The 26,185-nt window shown below is 69.4% G+C and carries 23 protein-coding genes and 1 tRNA gene; 14 read left to right on the forward strand and 10 right to left on the reverse strand.

The features are described from left to right. Nucleotides 1-5: 5 nt before the first annotated feature. Nucleotides 6-1,712, forward strand: coding sequence for a phenylacetic acid degradation protein PaaN (paaN, locus tag OG456_RS17995; protein WP_266562210.1), 1,707 nt, complete (start codon nt 6-8; stop codon nt 1,710-1,712). 20 nt (nt 1,713-1,732) lie between these two features. On the opposite strand, the gene OG456_RS18000 is transcribed toward paaN, so the two are convergent. The 3 genes from OG456_RS18000 to OG456_RS18010 all read right to left on the reverse strand — a co-directional run bounded on the left by OG456_RS18000 (nt 1,733) and on the right by OG456_RS18010 (nt 4,806). Then, nucleotides 1,733-2,515, reverse strand: coding sequence for an RNA methyltransferase (locus tag OG456_RS18000; RefSeq protein WP_266562212.1), 783 nt, complete (start codon nt 2,513-2,515; stop codon nt 1,733-1,735). Nucleotides 2,516-2,632: 117 nt separating this feature from the next. After that, complete coding sequence (locus OG456_RS18005; RefSeq protein ID WP_266562218.1) at nt 2,633-3,823, reverse strand: HTTM domain-containing protein; 1,191 nt, start codon at nt 3,821-3,823, stop codon at nt 2,633-2,635. Then, nucleotides 3,820-4,806, reverse strand: a complete 987-nt coding sequence (locus OG456_RS18010) for a DUF5819 family protein (RefSeq protein ID WP_266562220.1) — start codon at nt 4,804-4,806, stop codon at nt 3,820-3,822. The genes OG456_RS18005 and OG456_RS18010 overlap by 4 nt, the downstream gene beginning before the upstream one ends. A 251-nt stretch (nt 4,807-5,057) precedes the next feature. Here OG456_RS18010 and paaA point away from each other — a divergent pair, with 251 nt between their 5' ends. The 6 genes from paaA to OG456_RS18040 all read left to right on the forward strand — a co-directional run bounded on the left by paaA (nt 5,058) and on the right by OG456_RS18040 (nt 10,169). Then, on the forward strand, nt 5,058-6,122 hold the full coding sequence (gene paaA / locus OG456_RS18015) for a 1,2-phenylacetyl-CoA epoxidase subunit PaaA (RefSeq protein WP_266562222.1): 1,065 nt from the start codon (nt 5,058-5,060) through the stop codon (nt 6,120-6,122). Continuing rightward, complete coding sequence (gene paaB, locus OG456_RS18020) at nt 6,119-6,409, forward strand: 1,2-phenylacetyl-CoA epoxidase subunit PaaB (protein ID WP_116512039.1); 291 nt, start codon at nt 6,119-6,121, stop codon at nt 6,407-6,409. The genes paaA and paaB overlap by 4 nt, the downstream gene beginning before the upstream one ends. After that, nucleotides 6,406-7,158, forward strand: a complete 753-nt coding sequence (gene paaC, locus OG456_RS18025; RefSeq protein ID WP_266562225.1) for a 1,2-phenylacetyl-CoA epoxidase subunit PaaC — start codon at nt 6,406-6,408, stop codon at nt 7,156-7,158. The genes paaB and paaC overlap by 4 nt, the downstream gene beginning before the upstream one ends. After that, entirely contained in the window at nt 7,152-7,778 is a 627-nt protein-coding gene (paaD, locus tag OG456_RS18030; RefSeq protein WP_266562227.1) for a 1,2-phenylacetyl-CoA epoxidase subunit PaaD, read from the forward strand. The genes paaC and paaD overlap by 7 nt, the downstream gene beginning before the upstream one ends. Continuing rightward, nucleotides 7,778-8,836 carry a 2Fe-2S iron-sulfur cluster-binding protein gene (locus tag OG456_RS18035; protein ID WP_266562229.1) on the forward strand — a complete coding sequence of 353 codons (1,059 nt, stop codon included), beginning with the start codon at nt 7,778-7,780 and terminating at the stop codon, nt 8,834-8,836. The genes paaD and OG456_RS18035 overlap by 1 nt, the downstream gene beginning before the upstream one ends. 151 nt (nt 8,837-8,987) lie before the next feature. Continuing rightward, nucleotides 8,988-10,169, forward strand: a complete 1,182-nt coding sequence (locus OG456_RS18040) for an acyl-CoA dehydrogenase family protein (RefSeq protein ID WP_266562231.1) — start codon at nt 8,988-8,990, stop codon at nt 10,167-10,169. Nucleotides 10,170-10,177: 8 nt separating this feature from the next. On the opposite strand, the gene OG456_RS18045 is transcribed toward OG456_RS18040, so the two are convergent. The 4 genes from OG456_RS18045 to OG456_RS18060 all read right to left on the reverse strand — a co-directional run bounded on the left by OG456_RS18045 (nt 10,178) and on the right by OG456_RS18060 (nt 13,973). Continuing rightward, nucleotides 10,178-10,507 (reverse strand): rhodanese-like domain-containing protein, encoded by a 330-nt coding sequence (locus tag OG456_RS18045; RefSeq protein ID WP_266569320.1) that lies wholly within the window; start codon nt 10,505-10,507, stop codon nt 10,178-10,180. 226 nt (nt 10,508-10,733) lie between these two features. Then, the gene (locus tag OG456_RS18050; RefSeq protein ID WP_266562233.1) at nt 10,734-11,600 is read right to left on the reverse strand and encodes a hypothetical protein; all 867 of its coding nucleotides are present in this window, start codon (nt 11,598-11,600) and stop codon (nt 10,734-10,736) included. Nucleotides 11,601-11,914: 314 nt separating this feature from the next. Beyond that, nucleotides 11,915-13,267 carry a DUF2252 domain-containing protein gene (locus OG456_RS18055; RefSeq protein ID WP_266562235.1) on the reverse strand — a complete coding sequence of 451 codons (1,353 nt, stop codon included), beginning with the start codon at nt 13,265-13,267 and terminating at the stop codon, nt 11,915-11,917. Between the two features lie 328 nt (nt 13,268-13,595). Then, nucleotides 13,596-13,973: a helix-turn-helix domain-containing protein gene (locus OG456_RS18060; RefSeq protein ID WP_266562237.1), complete on the reverse strand. Its 378-nt coding sequence runs from the start codon at nt 13,971-13,973 to the stop codon at nt 13,596-13,598. 122 nt (nt 13,974-14,095) lie between these two features. Here OG456_RS18060 and OG456_RS18065 point away from each other — a divergent pair, with 122 nt between their 5' ends. Continuing rightward, entirely contained in the window at nt 14,096-14,755 is a 660-nt protein-coding gene (locus OG456_RS18065) for an FMN-dependent NADH-azoreductase (protein WP_266562239.1), read from the forward strand. 265 nt (nt 14,756-15,020) lie between these two features. Here OG456_RS18065 and OG456_RS18070 read toward each other — a convergent pair. Beyond that, a tRNA-Leu gene (locus tag OG456_RS18070) sits at nt 15,021-15,104 on the reverse strand. A 502-nt stretch (nt 15,105-15,606) separates the two neighbouring features. Between OG456_RS18070 and OG456_RS18075 the strand changes: the two genes are divergently transcribed. From OG456_RS18075 to pknB, 6 genes are all read left to right on the forward strand, one after another. After that, entirely contained in the window at nt 15,607-16,503 is an 897-nt protein-coding gene (locus OG456_RS18075) for a DUF3662 and FHA domain-containing protein (RefSeq protein WP_266562241.1), read from the forward strand. A 10-nt stretch (nt 16,504-16,513) separates the two neighbouring features. Beyond that, nucleotides 16,514-17,044: an FHA domain-containing protein gene (locus tag OG456_RS18080; protein ID WP_100597256.1), complete on the forward strand. Its 531-nt coding sequence runs from the start codon at nt 16,514-16,516 to the stop codon at nt 17,042-17,044. An 87-nt stretch (nt 17,045-17,131) separates the two neighbouring features. Then, nucleotides 17,132-18,724 (forward strand): Stp1/IreP family PP2C-type Ser/Thr phosphatase, encoded by a 1,593-nt coding sequence (locus OG456_RS18085; protein ID WP_323136410.1) that lies wholly within the window; start codon nt 17,132-17,134, stop codon nt 18,722-18,724. A gap of 26 nt (nt 18,725-18,750) precedes the next feature. After that, complete coding sequence (locus tag OG456_RS18090) at nt 18,751-20,190, forward strand: FtsW/RodA/SpoVE family cell cycle protein (protein WP_266562246.1); 1,440 nt, start codon at nt 18,751-18,753, stop codon at nt 20,188-20,190. Beyond that, entirely contained in the window at nt 20,187-21,650 is a 1,464-nt protein-coding gene (locus OG456_RS18095; RefSeq protein ID WP_266562248.1) for a penicillin-binding protein 2, read from the forward strand. The genes OG456_RS18090 and OG456_RS18095 overlap by 4 nt, the downstream gene beginning before the upstream one ends. Before the next feature lie 171 nt (nt 21,651-21,821). After that, nucleotides 21,822-23,816 carry a Stk1 family PASTA domain-containing Ser/Thr kinase gene (gene pknB, locus OG456_RS18100; protein WP_266562250.1) on the forward strand — a complete coding sequence of 665 codons (1,995 nt, stop codon included), beginning with the start codon at nt 21,822-21,824 and terminating at the stop codon, nt 23,814-23,816. A 226-nt stretch (nt 23,817-24,042) separates the two neighbouring features. Here the strand turns inward: pknB and OG456_RS18105 are convergent, their stop codons facing one another. Both OG456_RS18105 and OG456_RS18110 read right to left on the reverse strand, forming a co-directional pair. Next, the gene (locus OG456_RS18105; protein ID WP_266562252.1) at nt 24,043-24,771 is read right to left on the reverse strand and encodes a class E sortase; all 729 of its coding nucleotides are present in this window, start codon (nt 24,769-24,771) and stop codon (nt 24,043-24,045) included. A gap of 56 nt (nt 24,772-24,827) precedes the next feature. Further along, a complete protein-coding gene (locus tag OG456_RS18110) occupies nt 24,828-26,180 on the reverse strand; it encodes a class E sortase (RefSeq protein WP_266569325.1) in 1,353 nt (450 codons plus the stop codon). Nucleotides 26,181-26,185: the final 5 nt, after the last annotated feature.

Raw genomic sequence — 26,185 nt, forward strand, 5'->3', positions numbered from 1 at the left:
CCGCCATGGCCGCCGAAGTCACCGCGCACGACCTGATCGCCAAGCACCGGCCCACCCTTGACCAAGCGCTGGAAGCGATCCGCACGCGCGCGTACTGGTCGCCGCACCCCGAGCACCCCAAGGCCTACGGAGAGCACGGAAGCCTGAGCATGCCCGAGGGCAAGGCCGCCTTCGACGCGCTCTCCGGCACCCGGATCGACCTCGGCCAGCCCGGCACGGACGACTGGGTGGGCGGCGAAATCTCGCCGTACGGAGTCGAGTTGGGCGTGACCTACCCGCACCCCGACCTCGATGTCCTGCTCCCCGCGATGCGCGCGGGCATGCGCACGTGGCGCGAGGCGGGCGCCGAGGCACGCGCCGCCGTCTGCCTGGAGATCCTGGCCCGGATCAGCGCGCGTACGCACGAGTTCGCGCACGCCGTGATGCACACCAGCGGCCAGGCCTTCATGATGGCGTTCCAGGCGGGCGGCCCGCACGCGCAGGACCGCGGACTCGAAGCGGTGGCGTACGCGTACGTCGAGCAGGTGCGCACACCGGACGCGGCGGAGTGGACCAAGCCGCAGGGCAAGCGCGACCCCCTCGTCCTCGGCAAGCAGTTCACGCCGGTCGGGCGCGGCATCGCGCTCCTCATCGGCTGCAACACGTTCCCCACGTGGAACGGATATCCGGGCCTCTTCGCCTCCCTCGCCACCGGCAACCCCGTCCTGGTGAAGCCTCACCCGCGCGCCGTGCTGCCCCTCGCCCTCACCGTCCAGGTCTCTCGCGAGGTCCTCGCCGAGGCCGGCTTCGACCCGAATCTGGTGGCACTGGCCGCCGAGAAGCCCGGCGAAGGCATCGCCAAGACGATCGCCCTGCGCCCCGAAATCAAGATCATCGACTACACGGGCTCGACGGCGTTCGGCGACTGGCTGGAGACGCACGCCCGGCAGGCACAGGTCTACACGGAGAAGGCCGGCGTCAACACGGTCGTCATCGACTCGACCGACCGCTACAAGGGAATGCTGGCGAACCTCGCGTTCTCCCTGTCCCTGTACAGCGGCCAGATGTGCACCACCCCGCAGAACCTGCTCATCCCGCGCGACGGCATCAGCACGGACGAGGGCCCCAAGACGTACGACGAGGTGGTCACCGACATCGCCGCCGCGGTCGGCGGTCTCCTCGGCGACGACGCCCGGGCGAACGCGCTGCTCGGCGCCCTGGTGAACCCGGACGTGAAGTCCCGCCTGGAGGCCGCCTCCGGCCTCGGTGAAGTCGCCCTCGCCTCACGGGAGATCAGCAACCCGGAGTTCCCGGGCGCCGTCGTCCGTACGCCGATGATCGTCAAGCAGGACGGTGCGCGGAAGTTCTGGGACGGCGCCGACTCCGAGTCCGCCTACCTCAGCGAGTGCTTCGGCCCGGTCTCCTTCGCCGTCGCCGTCGACTCCACGACGGACGCGCTGGACCTGCTGCGGCGCACGGTGCGCGACAAGGGGGCGATGACGGTCGGCGCGTACACGACCTCCGACGAGGTCGCCGAAGCCGTCGAAGAGGTCTGCCTCGAAGAGTGCGCCCAGCTGTCCATCAACCTCACGGGCGGGGTGTACGTGAACCAGACGGCGGCGTTCTCGGACTTCCACGGTTCCGGCGGCAACCCCGCGGCCAACGCGGCGCTGTGCGACGGAGCGTTCGTGTCGAACCGCTTCCGGGTGGTGGAGGTGCGCAAGGAGGCCTGAGGCCTCCGACCGGCGTCAGCTCAGGCAGCCGGGCGGCCCGCGGGACCGCCCGGCGTGCCACAGGTGCTCCAGTGGAAGAGCGTCATACCGACGCTCGTCGCCAGGTTGTAGCTGGAGACCTGCGCCCGCATCGGCAGCGACACCAAGTGGTCGGCACGGGCGCGCAGTTCGGGCGACAGGCCGCTGCGCTCCGAGCCGAAGGCGAGCAGCGCGTCGTCCGGCAGCGCAGTCCCCCGGATGTCCTCACCCTCCGGATCAAGCGCGTACAGGGGCCCCGGCGGCAGCTCCTCCACCGCCAGGCGCTCGACCGCCGTCGCGAAGTGCAGGCCCGCACCACCGCGTACGACAGTCGGATGCCAGGGGTCGAGGCTGCCGGTCATGACGACGCCCGTCGCCCCGAAGCCCGCGGCAAGCCGGATGACGGCGCCCGCGTTGCCGAGGTTGCGGGGGTTGTCGAGGACGACGACGGGGGCGGCCCTCGGCAGGTGCGCCACGGCAGCCAGGTTCGCCGCCCGGTCGGGCCGCACCGCCAGCGCGGCCACCCCCGTGGGATGCAGACGCGGCACGAGGGCGCGCAGCGTCTCCTCCGGCACCTCCACCAAAAGCCCGTCAAGGGCATCCCGCACGTCCGGGGCGAGCTCCTCGGCCAGGCCGAGCGCGGCGGCACGGCTGGCCGCCAGAGCCACGGGCACGCGCGCACCGAAACGCAGGGCGTGCTTGAGCGCGTGGAACCCGTCGAGGAGGACGGACGACTCGGCACGGGCGCGCCATTCGTCGACGCCTGCGCTATCTGCCCTGCTCATGCTGCTCGCCCGTTCATGCCGTGCGCCCTGCTCATGCTGTGTGCCCGCTCATGCTGCTTGCCTGCTCATGCTGCTTGCCTGTTCACGCTTTGTGCTTGTGCACGCCGTTCTCCCCGCTCATGGCGTGAAGCCTACGTGGGCCTGGTCGGGGCTCTCCGCGGCGCGAGGCCCCGGAACCGTAGAGGCGCCGACCGTACGGGAAAACACACCTCCACGCGTGCGTGCCACCCATCCACCCAGTCGCCTCAGGAACGCCGTCGGCAGGAACACCACGTCGGCGGCGATCATCGCGAGCGAGAAGAACGGCAGCCCGAGCAGCACGGCGATCGCCGCGTGCTCACACATCATGGCGATCAGCAGGACGTTCTTGACGCGCCGGTTGAACAGCGTGAACGGGAAGGCGACCTGTACGGCGACCGTCCCGTACGACACGAGCATCACCATCAGCCCGTGCGAGGCGAGCAGATCACCGAGGGCCGGCCAGGGCGAGAAGTAGTCCAGGTGGAGCGGGTAGTAGACCGCCGTCCCGTCCTGCCAGCGACTGCCCTGGATCTTGTACCAGCCGGCGGTCGCGTAGATCAGACATGCCTCCGCCATGATCACGAGAAGCGCGGCGTTGTGCGCGAGGTTCGCGATCACGTCGAGCAGCTGCCGGAGCTCGCTGTACGGGTCCCTCCGGTTCACCGCCCACCACAGGCCCTGCACGGCCCACAGCCCCCAGAACACGACCAGCCAGCCCCCACTCACGACCCCCATGAACGTGATCACGGAGAGCCCGAGCCCCGCGAGCCACCACAGCAACGGACCCACGACGTCGGTCGGCCCGATGTCGTCCTCACGCGCAAAGTGCTCACGCGCGCGTGCCGCTCGCCGCGCGTCCAGCGACCAGACCTGCCCGCACCGTGTGAACACCAGATAGATCGACATCAGATGGATGACGTTGTCGCCGCCGTCGCCCATGAAGATGCTGCGGTTCTGCAGTGAGAGCACGCCGATCATGAACAGGACGGACATGGTCCGGGTGCGCCAGCCCAGCATCAGAAGCGCGCTGGTCACGACCGCGGCGGCGTAGACGATCTCGAACCAGACGCGGCCGTCCGACCACATCAGAGCGGTGAAGGCGCCGTTACCGGCGATGAGCTGCTGTGCCATGTCCCAGCTCCACGGCCCGTCGGGCCCGTACAGCTCGTGGCGGTTGGGGAACTCGCGCAGCAGGAACAGCAGCCAGGTCGCGGAGAAGCCGATTCGGATCACTGCGCTCTGGTAGGGCCCGAGGGCGGACCCGGTGACGCGGTCGATGCGGTTCACCGGGCATCCGTCCCGTCAGCGGCAGCACGCGCGCGCGTGCTGTTGCCGTTTTGGCCCTGGCCCTGGCTCTGGCTGTTGCTGTTGCTGTTGCTGTTGCTGTTGCTGTCGAGTGCCCTGTCCGCGACCGTCACCGTCCACCAGGGAACCTCCCGGTAGAGGGGCTTGGGATCCACTTTCTCGTCGCTCCACGGGGGCGGCGCCACGTTGGTGGTCCGCGAGCGGACCTGGACGCGGGCGATGGTGGGCTGCTTACCGGCGGCCGTCTTGCCGTCGGCCGTCAGCCCGTCCTCGTGGGACAGCCGCAGGACGGCGATGCGGCGGATGTAGCGCTCGGAGAGCTGGCCGCGCAGACCGTTCGGGCGGTTCTCACTGTCGTGCGCGGACACATAGAAGTCCCAGGCCCGGCGCAACTCGTTCTGCTGCGTATGGCTGGGCAGCAGATTCCCGTCGATGTCGGCGCCGTCCCGTGCGGACAGGTCGTACCAGCCGGTCGTACGCGTACCGCCGTCGGCCGTGCGGACCTCCGCGCGGGCCTGCACCGCGATGTTCTGCTGGAGCGGGTTCGGCGCGAACAGCTTCCAGTTCTGCTCGAACTCCGGATAGATCCAGCCGTCGACGGCCCGGCCGTACTGCTTGGAGACGGTGTTGGACGGAGCGACGTGCAGAAACACCATCGTGACGTGCACACACGCCACGAGAGCGACCACGACGAGCGCGCAGGCGGCGGCGATCTGGTAGCGGAGGGAGAGGGCCGACAGGCCTATGCGGGGTGCGGCGGAGGGGGGCGAGGGTGTGAGGGGTGGTGAGGGTGTGAGGGATGGGGACGGGAGGGATGGGGACGGGAGATCCGGCTCAGGCACCTGGCCGGCCTCGGGTACATGGCCGACCCCAGGTACCTCGTCCGGAGAAGGGCTCCGCAAACGATCCGGCCGCGGCTCCGGGTCGGAACGCCGGGCGGTCGGGCCCTTGTCGTACGCGTCCATGCCGCCCCGTTTCCCCGAGTCTCCCGATGCCTCCGGTCCGCGCTTTTGCCGAACCGATTCCTCGCCCCGCGGCCCGCTCCCGCCGCCGCACCGGCACGGTACTCAGCCGCGCACGCGAGGCACAGAGGCACGGGACTTATCCACAGGCCGGACCTCGCAGGGTTGACACCCTACGGCGCCACGTCCCACCATTGAATCCAACGAACCGAACGATCGGTCGGGAGATTCGCTCAAGGTCGAGGGAGACCGGGATGGCGACAGCAGCTGCGCACCAAGCGGCGCGGACACAGGCGGCCCACGCCACGTCCGACGCCACCGGCACCGCCCCGGGCCAAGCGCCGGGCACCGCCGCGTACCAGACAGCGTTCGACACCGCCGTCGCGGCGGAGGAGCGCATCGAGCCTCGCGACTGGATGCCGGACGCCTATCGCGCGACGCTCGTGCGCCAGATCGCGCAGCACGCCCACTCCGAGATCATCGGCATGCAGCCGGAGGCCAACTGGATCACGCGCGCCCCTTCGCTGCGCCGCAAGGCGATCCTGATGGCCAAGGTCCAGGACGAGGCCGGCCACGGCCTGTACCTGTACAGCGCCGCCGAAACCCTCGGCACGGGCCGCGACGAACTCCTCGACAAGCTGCACAGCGGCCGTCAGAAGTACTCGTCGATCTTCAACTACCCGACACTGACCTGGGCGGACGTCGGCGCCATCGGCTGGCTCGTGGACGGCGCGGCCATCACGAACCAGGTCCCCCTGTGCCGCTGCTCGTACGGGCCGTACGCGCGCGCCATGGTGCGGATCTGCAAGGAGGAGTCCTTCCATCAGCGCCAGGGCTACGAGCTGCTCCTCGCGCTGAGCCGCGGCACCGAGGCCCAGCACGCGATGGCGCAGGACGCCGTCGACCGCTGGTGGTGGCCGTCCCTGATGATGTTCGGCCCTCCGGACGACGAGTCGTCGCACTCCGCGCAGTCGATGGAGTGGAAGATCAAGCGCCATTCGAACGACGAGCTGCGCCAGCGCTTCGTAGACATCTGCGTTCCGCAGGCCGAATCCCTCGGGCTCACCCTCCCCGACCCGGACCTCGTGTGGAACGAGGAGCGCGGGCACCACGACTTCGGAGCCATCGACTGGACGGAGTTCTGGGAGGTCCTCAAGGGCAACGGACCGTGCAACGAACAGCGGATCACCCAGCGCAGGCAGGCGCACGACGAGGGCGCCTGGGTCAGGGAAGCGGCCGCGACCCACGCGGCGAAACACTCCGAGGCGAAGCACGCCGAGGCACAGGACTCCGGGGCGAACGGGAAGGCGACGGCATGAGCGACGCGAAGGACTGGCCGCTGTGGGAGGTATTCGTACGCTCCCGGCGCGGACTGTCGCACACCCACGCGGGAAGCCTGCACGCGCCGGACGCCGAGCTCGCCCTGCGTAACGCACGCGATCTGTACACCCGCCGCGGCGAAGGCGTCTCGATCTGGGTCGTCCCGTCCACCTCGATCACCGCCTCCTCGCCCGACGAGAAGGACCCCTTCTTCGAGCCCGCCGCCGACAAGCCGTACCGGCACCCGACGTTCTACGAGATCCCGGAAGGGGTGAAGCACCTGTGACCACGTCCCTGAACCCCGCCTCTTCCGCCGACGCCGACGCCGTCACCGCCGCCGCGGCGCTGGCCCTGGGCGACGACGCGCTCGTGCTGTCGCACCGACTGGGGGAGTGGGCCGGACACGCCCCGGTCCTCGAAGAAGAAGTCGCCCTGGCCAACATCGCGCTCGACCTCCTCGGCCAGGCCCGGGTCCTGCTCTCCCTCGTCGGCGACGAGGACGAGCTGGCCTACCTGCGAGAGGAACGCGCCTTCCGCAACGTCCAGTTGGTCGAACAGCCCAACGGCGACTTCGCCCACACCATCGCCCGACAGCTGTACTTCTCCACGTACCAGCGCCTCCTGTACGGCCGTCTCGCCGAGACCGACGGACCGCTCGCCGGTCTCGCCGCCAAGGCGGTCAAGGAGGTCGCGTACCACCAGGACCACGCCGAGCAGTGGACCGTACGCCTCGGGGACGGCACCGCCGAAAGCCACGACCGGATGCAGCAAGGCTGCGACGCACTCTGGCGCCACACGGGAGAGATGTTCCAGCCCGTCGACGGCATCGACATCGACTGGCCGGAGATCGAAGCCAGTTGGACCGCATCGGTCACCGCCGTCCTGGAGCGGGCGACCCTGGCCGTCCCGGAGGGACCGCGGACCGGGGCCTGGAGCGCCGGCGCCGGGCGCCAGGGCCTGCACACGGAACCGTTCGGACGGATGCTCGCCGAGATGCAGCACCTCCACCGCAGCCACCCGGGGGCGTCATGGTGACCAAAGCCCCCGAGGCCTCCCCCCAGGACACCGCCGACCGACCGGAGACGCCGCTCGAAGCTGAGCTGCGCCGCCTCGCCGGCTCCGTGCCCGACCCCGAACTGCCCGTACTCACCCTGGAGGAGCTGGGCGTGCTCCGCGCCGTCCACTGCCTCAACCCCGGCAGCGTCGAGGTGGAGCTGACCCCCACCTACACGGGCTGCCCGGCCGTCGAGGCCATGTCCACGGACATCGAGCGCGTCCTGCACGAGCGCGGAATACCGGACGTCACCGTCCGGCGGGTGCTCGCACCGGCCTGGACCACGGACGACATCACGGACGAGGGCCGCCGCAAGCTCCGGGAGTTCGGCATAGCTCCACCCCGCGCCGTCCGGGAGCACCAGGGACCGGTGACCGTCACCCTGAGCCCCACCCGCACCACACCACCCACGCACACAGCTGCAGACGCGGCCGCCGCCACGCTCCTCGGCGCCCCCGAGGCAGGCGACGCCCCTCTGCGCTGCCCGCACTGCGGATCCACGGACACCGAACTGCTGAGCCGCTTCTCCTCCACCGCCTGCAAGGCCCTGCGACGCTGCCTCGACTGCCGCGAACCCTTCGACCACTTCAAGGAGTTGTGATGGCCCGCTTCCACCAGCTCCGCGTAGCCGCGGTCGACCGGCTCACCGACGACTCCGTGGCCCTCACCTTCGAGGTCCCCGAAACCCTTCGCGAGGAATTCCGCCACGCACCGGGCCAGCACCTCGCCCTGCGCCGCCCGGCCGACGACGGCGAGATCCGGCGCACGTACTCGATCTGCTCACCCGCCCCGGGCCCCGAAGGCCCCCGGACCCTTCGCGTCGGCGTCCGCCTCGTCGAAGGCGGGTCCTTCTCGACGTACGCCCTCAAGGAGATCACCGTCGGCGACGCTCTTGAGGTCATGACCCCCGCCGGCCGCTTCATCCTCGAGCCCATCCCCGGGCTCTACGCCGCCGTGGTCGGCGGCAGCGGCATCACCCCGGTCCTGTCGATCGCCGCCACCCTGCTCGCCCGCGAACCGCACGCCCGCTTCTGCCTCATCCGCAGCGACCGCACCGCCGCGTCGACGATGTTCCTGGAGGAGGTGGCCGACCTGAAGGACCGCTACCCCGACCGGTTCCAGCTGGTCACGGTCCTGTCCCGGGAAGAACAGCAGGCCGGCCTCGACTCCGGCCGCCTCGACCAGGACCGCCTGACGACCCTCCTGCCCGCGCTGCTCCCCGTAGACGAGGTAGCCGGCTGGTACCTGTGTGGGCCCTTCGGACTCGTACAAGAAGCGGAGCGCACACTGCGCGCCCTCGGCGTACGAAGAGCCCGCATCCACGAGGAGATCTTCCACGTCGACGACGGAGCGGCACCCGCCCGCCCCACACCGGCCCTCGCGCACTCCACGGTCACCGCCCAGCTCGACGGCCGCTCCGGCACCTGGCCCGTCGACGACGGCGAATCACTCTTGGAGACAGTGCTGCGCAACCGCCCCGACGCGCCGTACGCGTGCAAGGGCGGCGTCTGCGGAACCTGCCGCGCGTTCCTCGTCTCGGGTGAGGTGCGCATGGACCGGAACTTCGCACTCGAACCCGAGGAGACCGACGCCGGCTACGTACTCGCCTGCCAGTCCCACCCGGCCACGGAGACGGTGGAGCTGGACTTCGACCGCTGACCGCTGACGGCTGACGGCTGACGGCTGAGCACGCTCCTACTGCCCTCGCATTCCCTCCGTGCATTCCCTTCTCGTAGAACTTGTTCTACCTTGACGCACCGTCAGATCCTGGCGGTCGCCACGACGAACCGGTGCACGGAGGGACAGGGCAGTGGACTTCACCTTCACCGAAGAACAGCAGGCGGCCGTCGAAGCGGCCAAGGCCGTGTTCGGCCCGGTCGCGCCCGACAGCGTGCCGAGCCCGGCCCTCACCCCCGGCGCGGTCGCCGACGACTTCGACCGAGCTCTCTGGTCGAAAGTCGCCGACGCCGACCTGCTCAGCCTCCTGCTCGCCCCCGAACACGGCGGCGCGGGCCTGGACGCCATCACGCTCTGCCTGGTCCTAAGGGAATCCGCCAAGGCACTCGCCCGCGTCCCGCTCCTGGAGCACACCGCGACCGCCGTCGCCGTACAGACCTACGGCAGCGACGAGTTGAAGGAGCAGATTCTCCCCCGGGCAGCCCGCGGTGAACTCGTCCTCACCGCCGCCTCCGCAGGCCGCACCGGCCACGACCCGGCCCAACTCGCCGTCAGCGCACGCCGCGACACCGACACCGGCACCGACACCGGCACCGGCACCGGCACCGGCACCGGCACCGGCAGCTGGATCCTCGACGGCACCCAGACCGGCGTGCCCTGGGCGCACAACGCCGACCACATCGCCGTACCCGCCCACACCCCGCAGGGCCGCACCGTCATCGCCGTACTGCCCCACCCGCACGAAGGACTCAGCCTCGCTGAACAGATCTCCACGACCGGCGAACGCCTCGGCGAACTCCACCTCGACTCCGTGCACCTCGCCGCCCACCAGATCATCGAGACCGACGAGGCCTGGGACCGGCTGCACCAGCTCCTCACCACCGGAACCTGCGCCCTGGCTCTGGGCCTCGGCGAGCGCGTCCTCCGGATGACCGGCGACTACACGAGCAAGCGCGAACAGTTCGGCTACCCGGTGGCGACATTCCAAGCGGTAGCGGTCCAGGCCGCCGACCGCTACATCGATCTGCGCGCCATGGAGGCCACGCTCTGGCAGGCCGCTTGGCACATCAGCACCCAGGCAGGCGGAGCGCTCCCCGCGGCAGGCGACATCGCGGTCGCCAAGATCTGGGCGTCGGAAGGCGTACGACGCGTCGTCCAGACCGCACAGCATCTGCACGGAGGATTCGGCGCCGACACCGACTACCCGCTCCACCGCTACCACGCCTGGGCCAAGCAGCTGGAACTGTCACTCGGCCCGGCAGCCGCCCACGAGGAAACACTCGGCGACCTACTGGCGGCCCATCCCCTCGGCTGAGCCAGGGGTCAGAGCACGAGGCCCGACTGCCCCTTGTCGTCCACGACGGGGCGCCCGGCGGCGGCCCACACCTGCATGCCACCGTCCACGTTCACCGCGTCGATGCCCTGCTGCACGAGATACATCGTCACCTGCGCGGAACGGCCGCCGGACCGGCAGATCACGTTGACCCGACCGTCCTGGGGAGCCGCCTCGGTCAGCTCGCCGTAACGCGCCACGAACTCACTGATCGGAATGTGCAACGCACCCTCGGCGTGACCCGCCTGCCACTCATCGTCCTCACGGACATCGAGGAGAAAGTCCCCGTCCACGAGCTCGCCGACCTCAACCGTGGGCACACCAGATCCGAAATGCATACCCCCGACGCTACCCGACCCCGTCCGGGACCCTGACCCGCCAGGCACCAGGGCGGTCAGCCGCGCGGACAACCGTCAGCGACGCAGGGTGGGAGCGGCGTCGGCGCTGAGGTCTCGGCTCAGCCACCGGTCGGCCAGCCCAGCTGCCCAGCTCAAGCAGGATGCTCGCCAAGCAGCGCAACTACCAACAGCCTGCTCGACCACCGGCTCAGCTATCGGCAGCCTGCTCGCGCATCAGCCGCTCCAGCTCAGCCTCTCGCTCGGCGACCTGCGCGAGCAGCTGCTCCGCGATCTCCTCGAGCAGCCGGTCGGGGTCGTCCGGCGCCATCCGCAGCATCGCGCCGATCGCGCTCTCCTCCAGCTCCTGAGCAACGGCCGTCAGCAGCTCCTTGCGCTGCGCCAGCCACTCGAGCCGCTCGTACAGCTCCTCGCTCGGGCTGGGCTTGCGCACCTCGGGGACAGGCCCCGCGGCCCACTCGTCGGACAGCTCCTTCAGCAACGCCTCGTCGCCCCGGCCGTAGGCCGCGTTGACGCGCACGATGAACTCTTCGCGCCGCGCCCGGTCCTTCTCGTCCTGCGCCAGATCCGGGTGCGCCTTGCGGACGAGTTCCCGGTAGAGCTTGCGGGCCTCGTCGCTCGGCCGCACACGCTGCGGCGGCCGAACGGGCTGATCGGTGAGCATGGCGGACGCCTCCGGCGAGAGACCATCGCCGTCCATCCACTGGTCGAACAGCTCCTCGACCGCGGGCATCGGCATCACGCGCGCCCTGGCCTCGTCCGCCTTACGCCGGTCCTCCGGATCCCCGCTCCGCGCGGCGACCGCCTCGGCGATCTGCGCCTCGAGCTCGTCCAGGCGCGTATACATGGGGCCGAGTTTCTGGTGGTGCAGCCGAGAGAAGTTCTCGACCTCGACCCGGAACGTCTCCACCGCGATCTCGTACTCGATCAGAGCCTGCTCGGCGGCGAGCACAGCCCTCTCAAGCCGAGCCTCGGGCCGCCCCTCAGCAACAGGCTGCCCCTGCGGCTCAGCGGCAGGGGCCTCGGACGGGGTCGACTCGGCTTCCGGGGTCGTCACCCGTCCAGCCTAGGGCACGGGCCGGGATGCCCTGCTCGACGCCTGATTTCAAGGGTTCTGGGGGGCTCCCCTCCCCCCGCCCCCTCCCGCCCCACCCCAGATCAACTCAATTCAGCCCAGCCCCACCCCGCACCTCGGGCCCTCCAGCCCAGCCCGACCCGCACCCCGCGACCCCGCGACCCCGCGACCCCGCGACCCCGCGACCCCGCGACCCCGCGACCCCGCGACCCCGCGACCAGCGGTACGCGACCGCGACCGCGACCCCAAACTCAAACCCGAGCCCCCACCCCCTCACCCCCCTCAAGCCAACCCCCTCAAACCCCCACCTCAGCCCCCACCCGCCCCTCCCGCACAGCCCTGACCAGGGATGCGTGGTCCTGTTCCGTGCGGTCCGCGTAGGTAACCGCGAACTGGGCGATGGCCTCATCCAGTTCCTCGTTCTTGCCGCAGTAGCCGGCGATCAGTCGGGGGTCGGCGCTGTGTGCGTGGGCGCGGGCGAGTAGCGCGCCCGTCATGCGGCCGTAGTCGTCCATCTGATCGGCGGCGAGAGCCGCGGGGTCAACACTCCCCTTGCGGTTTCTGAACTGCCGTACCTGGAAGGGTCTTCCGGCCACGGTCGTCCAGCCGAGCAGGATGTCGCTGACGACCTGCATCCGCTTCTGTCCGAGGACCACGCGCCGCCCCTCATGGACGGGCGTCGGTGTATCGAAGCCGACTGCGGGCAAGTGGGGCAGCAGCGCGGAGGGGCGGGCTTCCTTCACCTGGAGCACGAGTGCCTCTCCCCGGTGGTCGAGGAGCAGCACCACGTACGACCTCGTGCCTACGCTCCCGGTGCCGACGACGCGGAAGGCGACGTCCTGGATCGCGTAGCGGCCGAGCAAGGGGAGGCGGTCCTCGGAGAGTGTCTGCAGGTAGTCGCCGAGGGATGCTGCGACCTCGGACGCCTCCCCGTCGGGTACGCGGCGCAGCACGGGTGGTGTGTCGACGAAGCGTCGGGTGCCGTCCTCGGCCAGCTCGGTGGACCTGGCGGCGAATCTTCCGCTGGTGTTGTTGCGGGCCTTCTCGGATACGCGTTCCAGCGTGCCGACGAGGTCGTGGGCGTCGGTGTGGGAGACGAGTTCCTCGTCGGCGATGGCGTTCCACGCGTCGAGGGCGGGCAGTCTGGCCAGCAGGCGCATCGTGCGGCGGTACGCGCCCACCGCGTAGTGCGCGGCTTCCCGGCAGGTGTCCTCGTCGGCTCCGGCTTCGCGACCCGCGAGGACGAGTGAGGTGGCGAGTCGCTTCACGTCCCATTCCCAGGGGCCGTGCACCGTTTCGTCGAAGTCGTTGAGGTCGATGACGAGGCCGCCGCGGGCGTCGGCGTAGAGGCCGAAGTTCGCCGCGTGGGCGTCTCCGCAGATCTGGGCGCCGATGCCGGTGACGGGGGTCTGTGCGAGGTCGTGGGCCATGAGGCCGGCGGATCCGCGCAGAAACGCGAACGGGGTCGCCGCCATCCTGCCGACCCGTATGGGTGTGAGCTCTTCGATCCGGCCGAGGTTGGACTCCTCGACCGCGGCGACGGCGTCGGGGCGTGCGGGGTGCAGGGTGAGGGCCGCGTGGGCGGAGCGCGGTATGCGGTCGCGCAGGGCCTTGCCCTCCTGCTTGGGTGATCCGGGGGAGGGCCGCATCGCGAACCCCTCGACGGCCCTCAGCCGTCGAGCCGCCGGTTCCCCACGCTGTACCGGCACTGCAGTGTCGAGCTCGGTCACTCGGACCGCCTCCCCCGTCTCTGAACATCAACTGGCAACGACCGTACCGCCGTCGGCCGAAGCCCGTCAGAGCCTGTGGATAACCCCGCAATTGTGGAAACCCGAGCACGGAACCGGAGTGCGGAACCGGCGCGCGGAGACAGGGGGCGGGATCGGGACGTACAGGCGGCGTCGAGACATACGGGCGAGGTCAGTCGGGACGTACGGGCACGGTCGGGGTCCCCCCTCGCGCAGCCCACAGCCCCCGCTACCCCTCAGGCAGATACGCCTCGGCCCAGAGCCCGAGTTCCTTCAGTGCCGGTTCGAGGGCGGCGCCTGCTTCTGTCAGTCGGTAGGCGACGCGGAGCGGGGGCCCTTCGTCGACCTCGCGTACGACGAGGCCGGCGGCGCCGAGTTCGGTGAGGCGGTCCGAGAGCATGCGCTCGCTGATGCCGGGGATGGCTCGGCGCAGGTCGGCGAAGTGGACGGGGTGCTGGAGGAGGACGGAGACGACGAGTCCCGTCCAGCGCTTGCCGAGCAGGCCGAAGACGCGGGTGATGCCGCTGTCGACCCGCTTGCACGCTTCGGGGTTGTGGATCTCCGCCTCGCGTACGGCGCCGCTCTCGTGTTCCCCGTTGCCCGCCATGCCTTCAGGGTACTGCCCTCTCGTAGGGGACTAAATAAAAGTAAGTTACTGTTCATAGAGTAGCTCCGAACAGAACTGCACCTACCTACGCGGCTGACCACCCGCACCTTTGGAGACCCCCAATGCCCACGCTTCTGCACGTCGACTCGTCCGTCTGGCCCGGCTCGGCCTCCGCTTCCCGCAGCGTCGCCGACGCCTTCCGCAAGACCTGGGAGGAGCAGCACCCCGACGGCACCGTGATCTACCGCGATCTGGCCGTGAACCCGGTCCCGCACCTGGACACGGTCGGCGCCTCCGCCGGTTTCGCCGACCCCGCCACCCACAGCCCCGAGCAGGCCGTGGCCTTCGCCGAGCGTCTGAAGCTCATCGAGGAACTGGAGCAGGCGGACGCGGTGCTGATCGGCGCCCCTATGTACAACTTCTCGATCCCGTCGACCCTGAAGGCCTGGCTGGACCAGGTGATCCTCATGGGGCGCACCGCCGGCGAGACGCCGTCCGCGAAGGGGACGCCGGTCACGGTCGTCGCCAGCCGCGGCGGCTCGTACGCGCCGGGCACCCCGCGCGAGGCCTTCGAGTACGTGCAGAACTACCTGCGTGACCTTCTCGGCACGATGCTGGGCCTGGACGTGGACTTCATCGTTCCCGAACTGACCCTGGCGCACACGACTCCGGCGATGAGCGAGCTCATCCCGCTCGCCGAGGCGTCTCGCACCAAGGCCCTGGAGGACGCTGACGCCCGGGCCAAGGAGCTCGCCGCACGCTTCTCCGCCGACGCCGCCTGACGCTCCGCGCCGTCACCGACGCGCACGGAAGTACCGCGGTCCCGAGGGTCCCCCCGTCCCGTAGGACGCTGGGGGACCCTTCACCAATCACTGTGATTGTCCTCACGGCCGAACCGGCCGAACCCGCCGGAGCCGGGACCCGCACTCAGGCCCCGCACTCAGGACCGGGCGCCCCCCGAGCCAGGACCCGCGCCCGCACAGGACCGCCCACGTCCGGAAAACGCGGAAGCCCCGCAGATCTGAGATCTGCGGGGCTTCCGACTTGTGCGCGAGGGGGGAGTTGAACCCCCACGCCCTTTCGGGCACTGGAACCTGAATCCAGCGCGTCTGCCTATTCCGCCACCCGCGCATTGGGTGTGCCTTCCGGCCCCTCGCCCTTTCGGGGTGAGCGCCTTCCGACATCCAGAAGATTAGCACGCTGCAGAGGGTGGATTCACATCCGTTTTCGTGGGCACCTGCTGGGCAGGCCCACCCCCGCTGACCTCGCATCCGATGCGGTCCGCCAGCAGTCCTGAGCACACAGCCAACACTCAACAAGCACTCCGCCGGCCGTCCGAAGCCCTCCGAAGGGGATCCACGCCACCCCGCAGTGCCCCCACTCCGCAACCCCACCGCCGACCCCGTCCACACCGCCGATCCCACCTACGCACCCAAGCTCCGCACCCCCACCTTCCCCGTCCCCTCCCGGCTCCCCCGCCGCGTGCGGGACACTGTCCAGGGACCCCCTCTACGATCCAGCTGTGAGGGTCGACACTCATCGACCGGGCTGACAGGGGGAACCAGCCGATTTCCCGGCGCGTGGATACGATCAGTAAGCAGTACCAGGACGAAAACGAAGGAGGAGGTGCCCCATGGGAGTCCTGAAGAAGTTCGAGCAGCGTCTCGAGGGTCTGGTCAACGGCACCTTCGCCAAGGTGTTCAAGTCCGAGGTCCAGCCCGTCGAGATCGCCGGCGCCCTCCAGCGCGAGTGCGACAACAACGCGACGATCTGGAACCGCGAGCGGACCGTCGTCCCCAACGACTTCATCGTGGAGCTGAGCGCGCCGGACTTCGAGCGCCTCAGCCCCTACTCGGGGCAGCTCGGCGACGAGCTGTCCGGCATGGTGCGCGACTACGCGAAGCAGCAGCGCTACACCTTCATGGGACCGATCAAGGTCCACCTGGAGAAGGCGGACGACCTGGACACGGGTCTGTACCGGGTACGCAGCCGCACGCTCGCGTCGAGCTCCAGCCAGCAGCAGTCCCAGCCCTCCCAGCAGCCGCCGCAGTCCGGCCGGGGTCCCGCTTCGGCGCCCCCGGCGGCGGGCGGAGGCTACGGCTATCCGCCGGCGGCAAATGCTGCCGGGGGGTACGGCCAGCCGCCGGCGAGCGCGCCGCCGATGCCCGCGGGGCCGCCTCCGGGCCGCCCCGGGCAGGCACCGGCGGGAGCTCGGCCGCGTAACCAGGCAGGACCGCTGCCCGGCGCTCAAGTGCGTCACTGGATCGAGATCAATGGCACACGCCATCAGATCTCGCGCCCCACGCTGGTCCTCGGCCGCAGCACCGAAGCCGATGTGCGGATCGACGACCCCGGCGTCTCTCGCCGGCACTGTGAGATTCGGACCGGAACGCCCTCGACGATCCAGGATCTCGGGTCCACCAACGGCATCGTGGTGGACGGGCAGCACACCACCCGCGCTACGCTCCGCGACGGCTCGCGGATCGTCGTGGGCAGTACCACCATCATTTACCGGCAAGCCGAAGGGTGAAGCGGGGGCAATGTCAGAGCTGACCCTGACGGTCATGCGGTTGGGTTTCCTGGCCGTTCTGTGGCTGTTCGTGATCGTGGCCGTCCAGGTCATCCGAAGCGACCTGTTCGGTACGCGCGTCACCCAGCGCGGGTCGCGTCGTGACAGCGGGCGCCAGCAGCAGGCGGCAGCCCGCCAGGCCGCGCCGCCGCAGCAGCGCGCCCAGCAGCAGAACAGCGGTGGAGGCGGCGGGCGGCAGCGCCGCGGCGCCCCCACGAAACTCGTCGTCTCCGAGGGCACCCTCACGGGCACCACGGTGGCGCTGCAGGGCCAGACCATCACGCTGGGCCGTGCGCACGATTCGACGATCGTCCTCGACGACGACTACGCGTCGAGCAAGCATGCCAGGATCTACCCGGACCGGGACGGACAGTGGATCGTGGAGGACCTCGGGTCCACCAACGGCACCTATCTCGACCGGGCCCGGCTGACCACCCCGCAACCGATTCCGCTGGGCGCGCCGATCCGCATCGGCAAGACCGTCATCGAGCTGCGGAAGTAGTACGACAATGAGCGAGCGGAGCGAGCGAGCCGACGCGGTCCCCCAAGACCTGAGCGCGCTCCCGACCGGAGGGTGGGCACCGTGCGGATGTACCCGGAGCCGACGGGCGAGGTGCGCATGAGTCTGTCACTGCGCTTCGCCGCCGGATCGCACAAAGGCATGATCCGCGAGGGGAACGAGGACTCGGGCTACGCCGGTCCGCGTCTCCTCGCGATCGCCGACGGCATGGGGGGTCAGGCCGCCGGTGAGGTCGCCTCGTCGGAGGTGATCTCGACGATCGTCGCGCTCGACGACGACGTTCCCGGCTCCGACATCCTCACGTCGCTCGGCACGGCCGTGCAGCGGGCCAACGACCAGCTGCGGGTGATGGTCGAGGAGGACCCCCAGCTGGAAGGCATGGGGACGACCCTGACCGCTCTGCTGTGGACGGGTCAGCGCCTCGGACTCGTGCACGTCGGCGACTCGCGCGCGTATCTGCTGCGCGACGGTGTGCTGACGCAGATCACACAGGACCACACCTGGGTGCAGCGCCTCGTCGACGAGGGCCGCATCACGGAAGAGGAAGCCACCACTCACCCGCAGAGGTCCCTCCTCATGCGCGCGCTGGGCAGTGGTGATCACGTCGAGCCCGACCTCTCCATCCGTGAGGTGCGGGCCGGCGACCGGTACTTGATCTGCTCCGACGGCCTGTCCGGCGTGGTCTCCCACCAGACGATGGAGGAGACCCTCGCCAGCTACCAGGGCCCGCAGGAGACCGTGCAGGACCTGATCCAGCTGGCGCTGCGCGGCGGTGGCCCGGACAACATCACGGTGATCGTGGCGGACGTCCTGGACATCGACAGCGGTGACACCCTCGCCGGTCAGCTGTCCGACGCTCCGGTCATCGTGGGTGCGGTCGCCGAGAACCAGCAGCACCAGCTGCACGACGGCGGAGCGATGCAGACCCCCGCGGGCCGTGCGTCGGAGCTCGGCCGCGGGTCGGGCAGGCAGGTGCCCGGGCAGGGCGGTGGCGGTGGCGAGTTCGGCCCGCCCGGCAGCGGCGACCCGGCCGGTTACGCTCCCGAGGGAAACTTCGGCTCGTACGGGGACGACGACTTCGTCAAGCCGCGGCGCGGCCGTAAGTGGCTCAAGAGATCCTTCTTCATCGTCCTGGCGCTGGCCGTCGTGGGCGGTGGTCTGTACGGCGGCTACCGCTGGACGCAGACGCAGTACTACGTCGGTTCGAACGAGTCGCATATCGCGCTGTACCGCGGCATCAGCCAGGACCTGGCGTGGGTGAGTCTGTCGAAGGTCGAGACGGACCACCCCGAGATCGAACTCAAGTACCTGCCGCCGTACCAGCGCAAGCAGGTCGAGGCGACGATCACCGAGGGCAGCTTCGGCGACGCCAAGGACAAGATCGGCGAGCTGTCGATGCAGGCCTCGGCCTGCAAGAAGGACGCCGAGCGCCGCCAGGCGGAGAACGAGCAGAACGCGAAGACCGGCGAGGGCGAGGCGGGTGGCACCACAGGCGCCACCAAGACGTCTTTCACCACGTCACGCGCCTCGGCGAAGACAGCGCCGAGTCCGACACCCACGCCGTCCGGAACGGCCAAGTCCAAGACCGCACCGACGCCCACACCTGGCCCCAGCCTCTCGGAGGATGAGCAGAAGCTGGTCCCGCTGTGCGGTAAGCAGTAAGCAGCCGTTGGGGGCCTTTGCACGCCATGAGCAGTAGCACTACACACACGTCGACCATCGGCGCGATCGGTGCGCCGAGCCGGCGCAACACCGAGCTCGCGCTCCTCGCGTTCGCCGTCGTCATCCCCGTTTTCGCGTACGCGAACGTGGGCCTGGCGATCGACGGCTCGCTGCCCGCCGGGCTCCTGGGCTACGGCCTGGGCCTCGGCCTGCTCGCGGGCGTCGCGCACATCGTCGTACGCCGGTTCGCGCCGTACGCCGATCCGCTGCTCCTGCCGATCGCGACCCTGCTCAACGGCATGGGTCTGGTCATCATCTGGCGCCTGGACCAGTCGGAGCGCCTGCAGCAGCTGGCCAAGTCGCAGTACGGGTCGTTCAGCCCGGACGCGCCGAACCAGCTGATGTACTCCGCGATCGGCATCGCCCTGTTCGTGGGCGTGCTCATGCTGCTCAAGGACCACCGCATCCTGCAGCGCTACACGTACATCTCGATGGTGGGCGCGCTGATCCTGCTGCTGCTGCCGCTCGTGCCGGGTCTCGGTATGAACGTGTTCGGCGCGAAGATCTGGATCAGCATCGGTGGGTTCTCCATCCAGCCCGGCGAGTTCGCGAAGATCGTCATCGCGGTGTTCTTCGCGGGCTATCTGATGGTGAAGCGGGACGCGCTCGCGCTGGCCAGCCGCCGTTTCATGGGCCTGTACCTGCCGCGTGGCCGTGACCTCGGACCGATCATCGTCGTCTGGGTGATGTCGATCCTGATCCTGGTCTTCGAGACGGACCTCGGTACGTCGCTGCTGTTCTTCGGCATGTTCGTCGTGATGCTGTACGTCGCCACGGAGCGCACCAGCTGGATCGTGTTCGGTCTGCTGATGTCGGCGGTCGGCGCGGTCGGTGTCGCCTCGTTCGAGCCGCATGTGCAGAGCCGTGTCCAGGCGTGGCTCGACCCGATGCACGAGTACATGCTGAGCAGGCAGGGCGTCGCCGGTCACTCCGAGCAGGCGATGCAGGCCCTGTGGGCGTTCGGCTCCGGTGGCGTGCTCGGCACGGGCCTCGGCCAGGGCCACTCCGACCTGATCAAGTTCGCCGCGAACTCCGACTTCGTCCTCGCCACGTTCGGCGAGGAGCTCGGCCTCGCGGGCATCATGGCGATCCTGCTGATGTACGGGCTGATCGCCGAGCGCGGTCTGCGTACGGCGCTCGCGGCCCGTGACCCGTTCGGCAAGCTGCTCGCGGCCGGTCTGTCCGGCGCGTTCGCGATCCAGGTGTTCGTCGTCGCCGGCGGTGTCATGGGTCTCATCCCGCTGACCGGTATGACCATGCCGTTCCTCGCGTACGGCGGTTCCTCCGTGATCGCGAACTGGGCGCTGATCGGCATCCTGATCCGTATCAGCGATACCGCGCGCCGCCCGGCGCCGGCCCCCGCCCCCAGCCCCGACGCCGAGATGACCCAGGTGGTCCGACCGTGAACAAGCCCCTGCGCCGGATCGCGATCTTCTGCGGGCTCCTCGTCCTCGCCCTGCTGATCCGCGACAACTGGCTCCAGTACGCCCAGGCCGACAAGCTGCAGTCCGACAAGCAGAACCCGCGCGTCGCCATCGAGCGGTACGCGCAGCCGCGCGGCGACATCATCGTCGACGGCAAGTCGATCACGGGTTCCGTGGCGACGGACGGCACCGACCTCAAGTACAAGCGGACCTGGAAGGACGGGCCCATGTGGTCGCCCGTCACCGGGTACGCCTCGCAGCTGGTCGGCGCGACCCAGATCGAGTCCCTCGAGGACGGCATCCTCACCGGCAACGACGACCGGCTGTTCTTCCGCCGCACCATGGACATGATCACCGGCAAGAAGAAGGAGGGTGGCAACGTCGTCACCACCCTCAACGCCGCCGCGCAGAAGGCCGCGTACGACGGTCTCAAGAGCCGTGGCAAGGGTGCCGCCGTCGCGATCGACCCGAGGACGGGTGCGATCCTCGCGATGGCGTCGACGCCTTCGTACGACCCGTCGTCGTTCGCCGGGATCCTGCAGAAGGACGGCGACACCTTCACCAAGCTCGACAAGAACAAGGACAAGCCGCTCACGAACCGCGCGCTGCGCGAGACGTACCCGCCCGGCTCGACCTTCAAGATCGTGACCGCGGCGGCCGCGCTGGAGCACAACCTCTACACAGATCCGGACGCGAAGACGGATACGCCGCTGCCGTGGACGATGCCCGGCACGACGACGCCGCTCAAGAACGAGGGGAACATCCCCTGTGAGGACGCGACGCTGCGGGTCGCCCTGCGCTACTCCTGCAACACCGTCTTCGGCAAGATCGGCGCCGACCTGGGCAACGACAAGATGCTGGAGACGGCGGAGAAGTTCGGCTTCAACAAGCAGCAGTTCACGCCGGTCCGTTCGAACGCGTCCGTGTTCTCCGACAACATGAACAAGTCGCAGACGGCGCTGTCCTCGATCGGTCAGTACAACACCGCCGCGACTCCGCTGCAGATGGCCATGGTGGCCTCCGCCGTCGCCAATGACGGCAAGCTCATGGAGCCGTACATGGTCAATGAGCTGCAGGCGCCGAGCCTCGACACGATCGAGCAGCACACGCCGAAGGAGATGAGCCGGCCGCTGTCGGAGAAGAACGCCCAGATCCTTCAGTCGATGATGGAGACGGTCGTCAGCGACGGCACCGGTACGAACGCGCAGATCCCCGGCTACACGGTCGGCGGCAAGACGGGTACCGCCCAGCACGGCCTCAACAACAGTGAGAAGCCGTACGCCTGGTTCCTCTCCTACGCGAAGGCCAAGGACGGCAGCTCGCCGGTCGCCGTGGCCGTGGTCGTCGAGGACGGCAGCGCGAACCGTGACGACATCTCCGGTGGCGGTCTGGCCGCCCCGATCGCCAAGAGCGTGATGGAAGCGGTGCTCGGCAAGAAGTGACCCCGATCACGTCTTCTTCACAACGGTGCACGTTGCGATACCGGTCCTGTATCGGGTGACGGTCTCGGGCAGGTCAGGCACGACAGGCCGGGTACGGTATGCCCGGACAGCACACCGCCCGACCCCGCACGGGTGACGGTCGGGACCGACGGAGAGGGCTGGTAGGTAACCATGGAAGAGCCGCGTCGCCTCGGCGGCCGGTACGAGCTGGGCCAGGTGCTCGGCCGTGGTGGCATGGCGGAGGTCTATCTCGCCCATGACACCCGGCTCGGCCGCACCGTGGCGGTGAAGACGCTACGCGCCGACCTTGCGCGCGACCCGTCGTTCCAGGCCCGGTTCCGCCGGGAGGCCCAGTCGGCCGCCTCGCTCAACCATCCCGCGATCGTCGCCGTGTACGACACCGGTGAGGACTACATCGACGGGACCTCCATCCCGTACATCGTGATGGAGTACGTCGACGGATCCACGCTGCGTGAGCTGCTGCACTCCGGGCGCAAGCTGCTGCCCGAGCGTGCCATGGAGATGACGATCGGCATCCTCCAGGCACTCGAGTACTCGCACCGCGCGGGCATCGTCCACCGTGACATCAAGCCGGCCAACGTCATGCTGACGCGGACCGGCCAGGTCAAGGTGATGGACTTCGGCATCGCCCGCGCCATGGGCGACTCCGGCATGACGATGACGCAGACGTCGGCCGTGATCGGCACCGCCCAGTACCTCTCCCCGGAGCAGGCCAAGGGCGAGCAGGTCGACGCGCGGTCCGACCTTTATTCGACGGGCTGTCTCCTCTACGAGTTGCTGACGGTGCGGCCGCCCTTCGTGGGCGACTCCCCGGTCGCGGTCGCGTACCAGCACGTGCGCGAGGAGCCGCAGCCGCCGAGCGTCTTCGACTCCGAGATCACCCCCGAGATGGACGCGATCGTCCTCAAGGCCCTCACCAAGGACCCGGACTACCGCTACCAGTCCGCGGACGAGATGCGCGCCGACATCGAGGCGTGCCTCGACGGGCAGCCGGTCGGGGCGACCGCGGCGATGGGCGCGGTCGGCTACGGCGGCCACCCGGACGACCAGCAGACCGCGATGCTGCACCCGCAGAACGGCGGCGGCCAGACGTCGATGCTGCCCCCGGTCAATCCGGACGACGGCGGCTACGGCTACGACGACCGCCCCGACCGGCGCCGTCAGAACCAGAGCAAGAGCCGCACGTCGACGATCCTGCTCGTCCTCGCCGGCATCCTCGTCCTGGTCGGCGCCATCCTGATCGGCAAGTGGTTCACCGAGGGGAGCGGAAACGACACCCCGTTCGCGGCGCCCAAGTTCGTCGGCAAGACGGTCCCCGATGCCAAGCTCGCCGCCAAGAACACGCACCTCACGCTCGACGCCTCGAAGAAGGAGCCCTGCGACAAGTTCCCCAAGGGCCAGATCTGCACGCAGAGCCCGGCCGCGGGGACCGACGTCAAGAAGGGCGACACCATCACGGTGACGGTGTCGACCGGTGCGCCGAAGGTCGCGGTGCCGAACGTCATCGACGACAACGTCGACGACGCGACGGCGAAGCTCGAGGGCAACGACTACCAGTTCGTCGTCAAGACCGAGAGCAAGGAGTCCAGCGCGACCGCGGGCACGGTCCTCGACCAGGACCCGATCTCCGGCAAGGAAGTACAGAAGGGGAGCACCATCACCCTGACTGTCGCCAAGGAGAAGAAGCTCTCCACCGTGCCGGACGTCTCCAACAAGACGTGCGACGAGGCGAAGGCGCAGCTGGCCGACAACAACCTCAAGGGCACCTGCACCGAGGAGGAGAACACCACGGTCGAGGCCGGCAAGGTGTTCTCGCAGAGCCTCGCCGCCAACAGTCAGGCCGAGCCCGGCTCCACGGTCGTCCTGAAGGTCGCCAAGGCGGCCCAGCAGATCACGGTGCCCGGTGACATCGCCGGCAAGAAGCTGAAGGAAGTACAGAAGCAGCTGACGGACCTCGGTCTCGTCCCGGCTCTGGCGCCCGGCTCGTCCAACGACCCGAACGCCACGGTCGTGACCAGCCAGCCCGGCCCCAACTCGCCGGTGAACAAGGGCGACACGGTCACCCTGCTCACCACCCCGCCCGGCCAGAACGGCGGCGGGGACAACGGCGGCGGCGGGATCTTCGGAGGCGTCACCGGCCATTAGGTGCCCGCCCGTCTTGAAAGAACCCCGACATCGCAGACGCGGTGCCGGGGTTCTTTCGTGCGGGCTCTTCGGGTGGTGTTCGCCGGTTCTACGTGCGGGGCTCTTCGGGTCGTGACTCGGGGTTCTTACGTGCGGAGGTACTTACGTACGGAGGTACTCACGTACGGGGGGCGCTCAGGTGCGAGGGGGCTTGGGTGCGGGTCGCTTACCTGTGCCGGCGGCGCCGTCAGCGCAGCTCCGGCGGCGGCGTCCGATCGCTGTCGACCTTGTCGATCCGCTCCAGCTCGCCCCACACCACGTAGCGGTACATGGACGTGTAGACGGGCGTGCACGTCGTCAGCGTGATGTAGCGGCCGGGCTTCTTCACGCCCGACTCCTTGGGGACCGGGGCGAGGACCTTCACGTTGTACTTCGACGTCTCGGAGAGGATGTCGTACACCTTGTAGACGTACCACTTGTCCTTCGACTCGAAGACGATCGGGTCGCCCTTCTTGATCTTGTCGATGTTGTGGAACTTCGCCCCGTGCCCGTCCCTGTGCGCGGCGAGCGTGAAGTTGCCCTTCGCGTCTGTCGGCAGCGCGGACTTGACCGGGTCGGTGTAATAGCCGGCGACACCGTCGTTGAGGATCTTCGACGAGGTGCCCTTCTCGACGAGCACCTCACCGTTCTTCATCGACGGCACGTGCAGGAAGCCGATGCCGTTCTTGGTGTCGAGCGCGCCGGGGCCATGGTCGGACCACTGGTCGCGCACCTGGTCGCCCTGCTTGTGCGCGGCGCGGTCCGCGACCACGTTCGTCCACCACAACGAGTAGGCGACGAACAGACCGAGGACCAGGCCCGCCGTGATGAGGAGTTCACCGAAGAGACTGACGGCGCCGGCGATGCGGCCACGGCCGCGTCGTGGCGCGGGCGGCGCCTCGCCGGCCCGCTCGTCGTGGTCGGTCGTCGCTGCCACTGCTTGTGCCCCGTCCCTGTCCCTGAACCTGTGCTTGTTACTTGCTGCTTGCCCCGCTACTGCACGAGCGCGTCCGGCTTCCCCTTGCTGCGCGGCCGTTCCTCGACCATCTTGCCCCAGACGATCATTCGATACGTACTGGTGAATTCCGGCGTGCACGTGGTCAGCGTGATGTACCGGCCCGGAGCCGTGAACCCGGATCCCTGCGGGACCGGATTGAGGACGGTCGTGTTGCTCGGCGGGGTCTGCGGAAGGATGCTCGTCATCTTGTACACGTAGTACGTGTCCTGCGTCTCGACGACGATCGGATCGCCCGGCTGAAGGCGGTTGATGTAGCGGAACGGCTCCCCGTGCGTGTTGCGGTGCCCCGCGACCGCGAAGTTGCCGGTCTTGGCGCTCGGCATCGCCGTCTCGATGCTGTCCTTGCCGTAGTGGCCGACCATGCCGCGGTCCAGGACCTTCGTCTTGCTGATGCCCTCGGCGATCGGCACGACGACGTCCAGCTTCGGGATGTGCATGATCGCGAAGCCCTGGCCGGGCGTGAACTTGTCCGGCTCGCGCTTGCCGTTCGCCCAGTCGTCCTGAAGGTGGTGCGCCGCGCTGCCCGCCTGCTGGTGGGCCCGGATGTTCGACCACCACAGCTGGTAGGTGACGAAGAGCAGCATCAGCACGCCGATGGTGATGAAGGTTTCGCCGATCGCCCGGCTGGCGACCTCGCCGGTACTGGGCTTGCTCGCCCTCGCGGCCCTGCGCGCCTCCAGGCGGCTGCGCGGCGGGGAGGCGGGCTCCGGGGTCTGCGCGGCCACCGCCGAGCGCCTGCCGCCGTGCTTGGCTGCCTTCCTGCGCGCGGCCCGGCCACCGGTCACCACGGGCGCGGCGGCGGAGCGCCCGGGCGTGCCGGAGTCGGAGGCGGTGTCGGTGTCTACGTCTGTGTACGCGTCTGCGTCTGTGCCGGGTTCGACTATTCGCCGGGTGTCCGCGGTGCGCAGGGCTACCGTCTCGTCGTCCGGGACGGGCCGCGGCGGTCTCGCCTCGTACTCGCTGACAGGCGGCACGTACGCGGGCTGCGGCGCCAGCTGTACCTGCGGCTGTGGTGCTTGCGGCTGCGGGGCCTGTGGGGTCTGCTGTTCGCCGCCGTACCAGTCCTGCGCGTAGCCCTGCGGGTCGTACCACTCCTGCTCCGGCTGGGGCGACGGCTGGGCCTGGAGCGGCTGTTGAGCGTGGGGCTGGGGTTGAGGGTACGGCTGGGGCTCCTCGGACGCGTCCGCGGCGCGGAACCAGGGCGAGGGGTGCTGCCCGGGCAGTGGATCGTTCAGTGGGTCGTCGAGACTCTGAACGGCCGCCTCGAACGCGTCGGCAGCCTCGTACGGTTCCTGCTCGTACGAGGCTCCCTCGCGCTCGGGGCGCAGGGCGG

This window comes from Streptomyces sp. NBC_01446, from assembly GCF_026340095.1.
GTDB classification, from domain to species: Bacteria; Actinomycetota; Actinomycetes; order Streptomycetales; family Streptomycetaceae; genus Streptomyces; species Streptomyces aureus.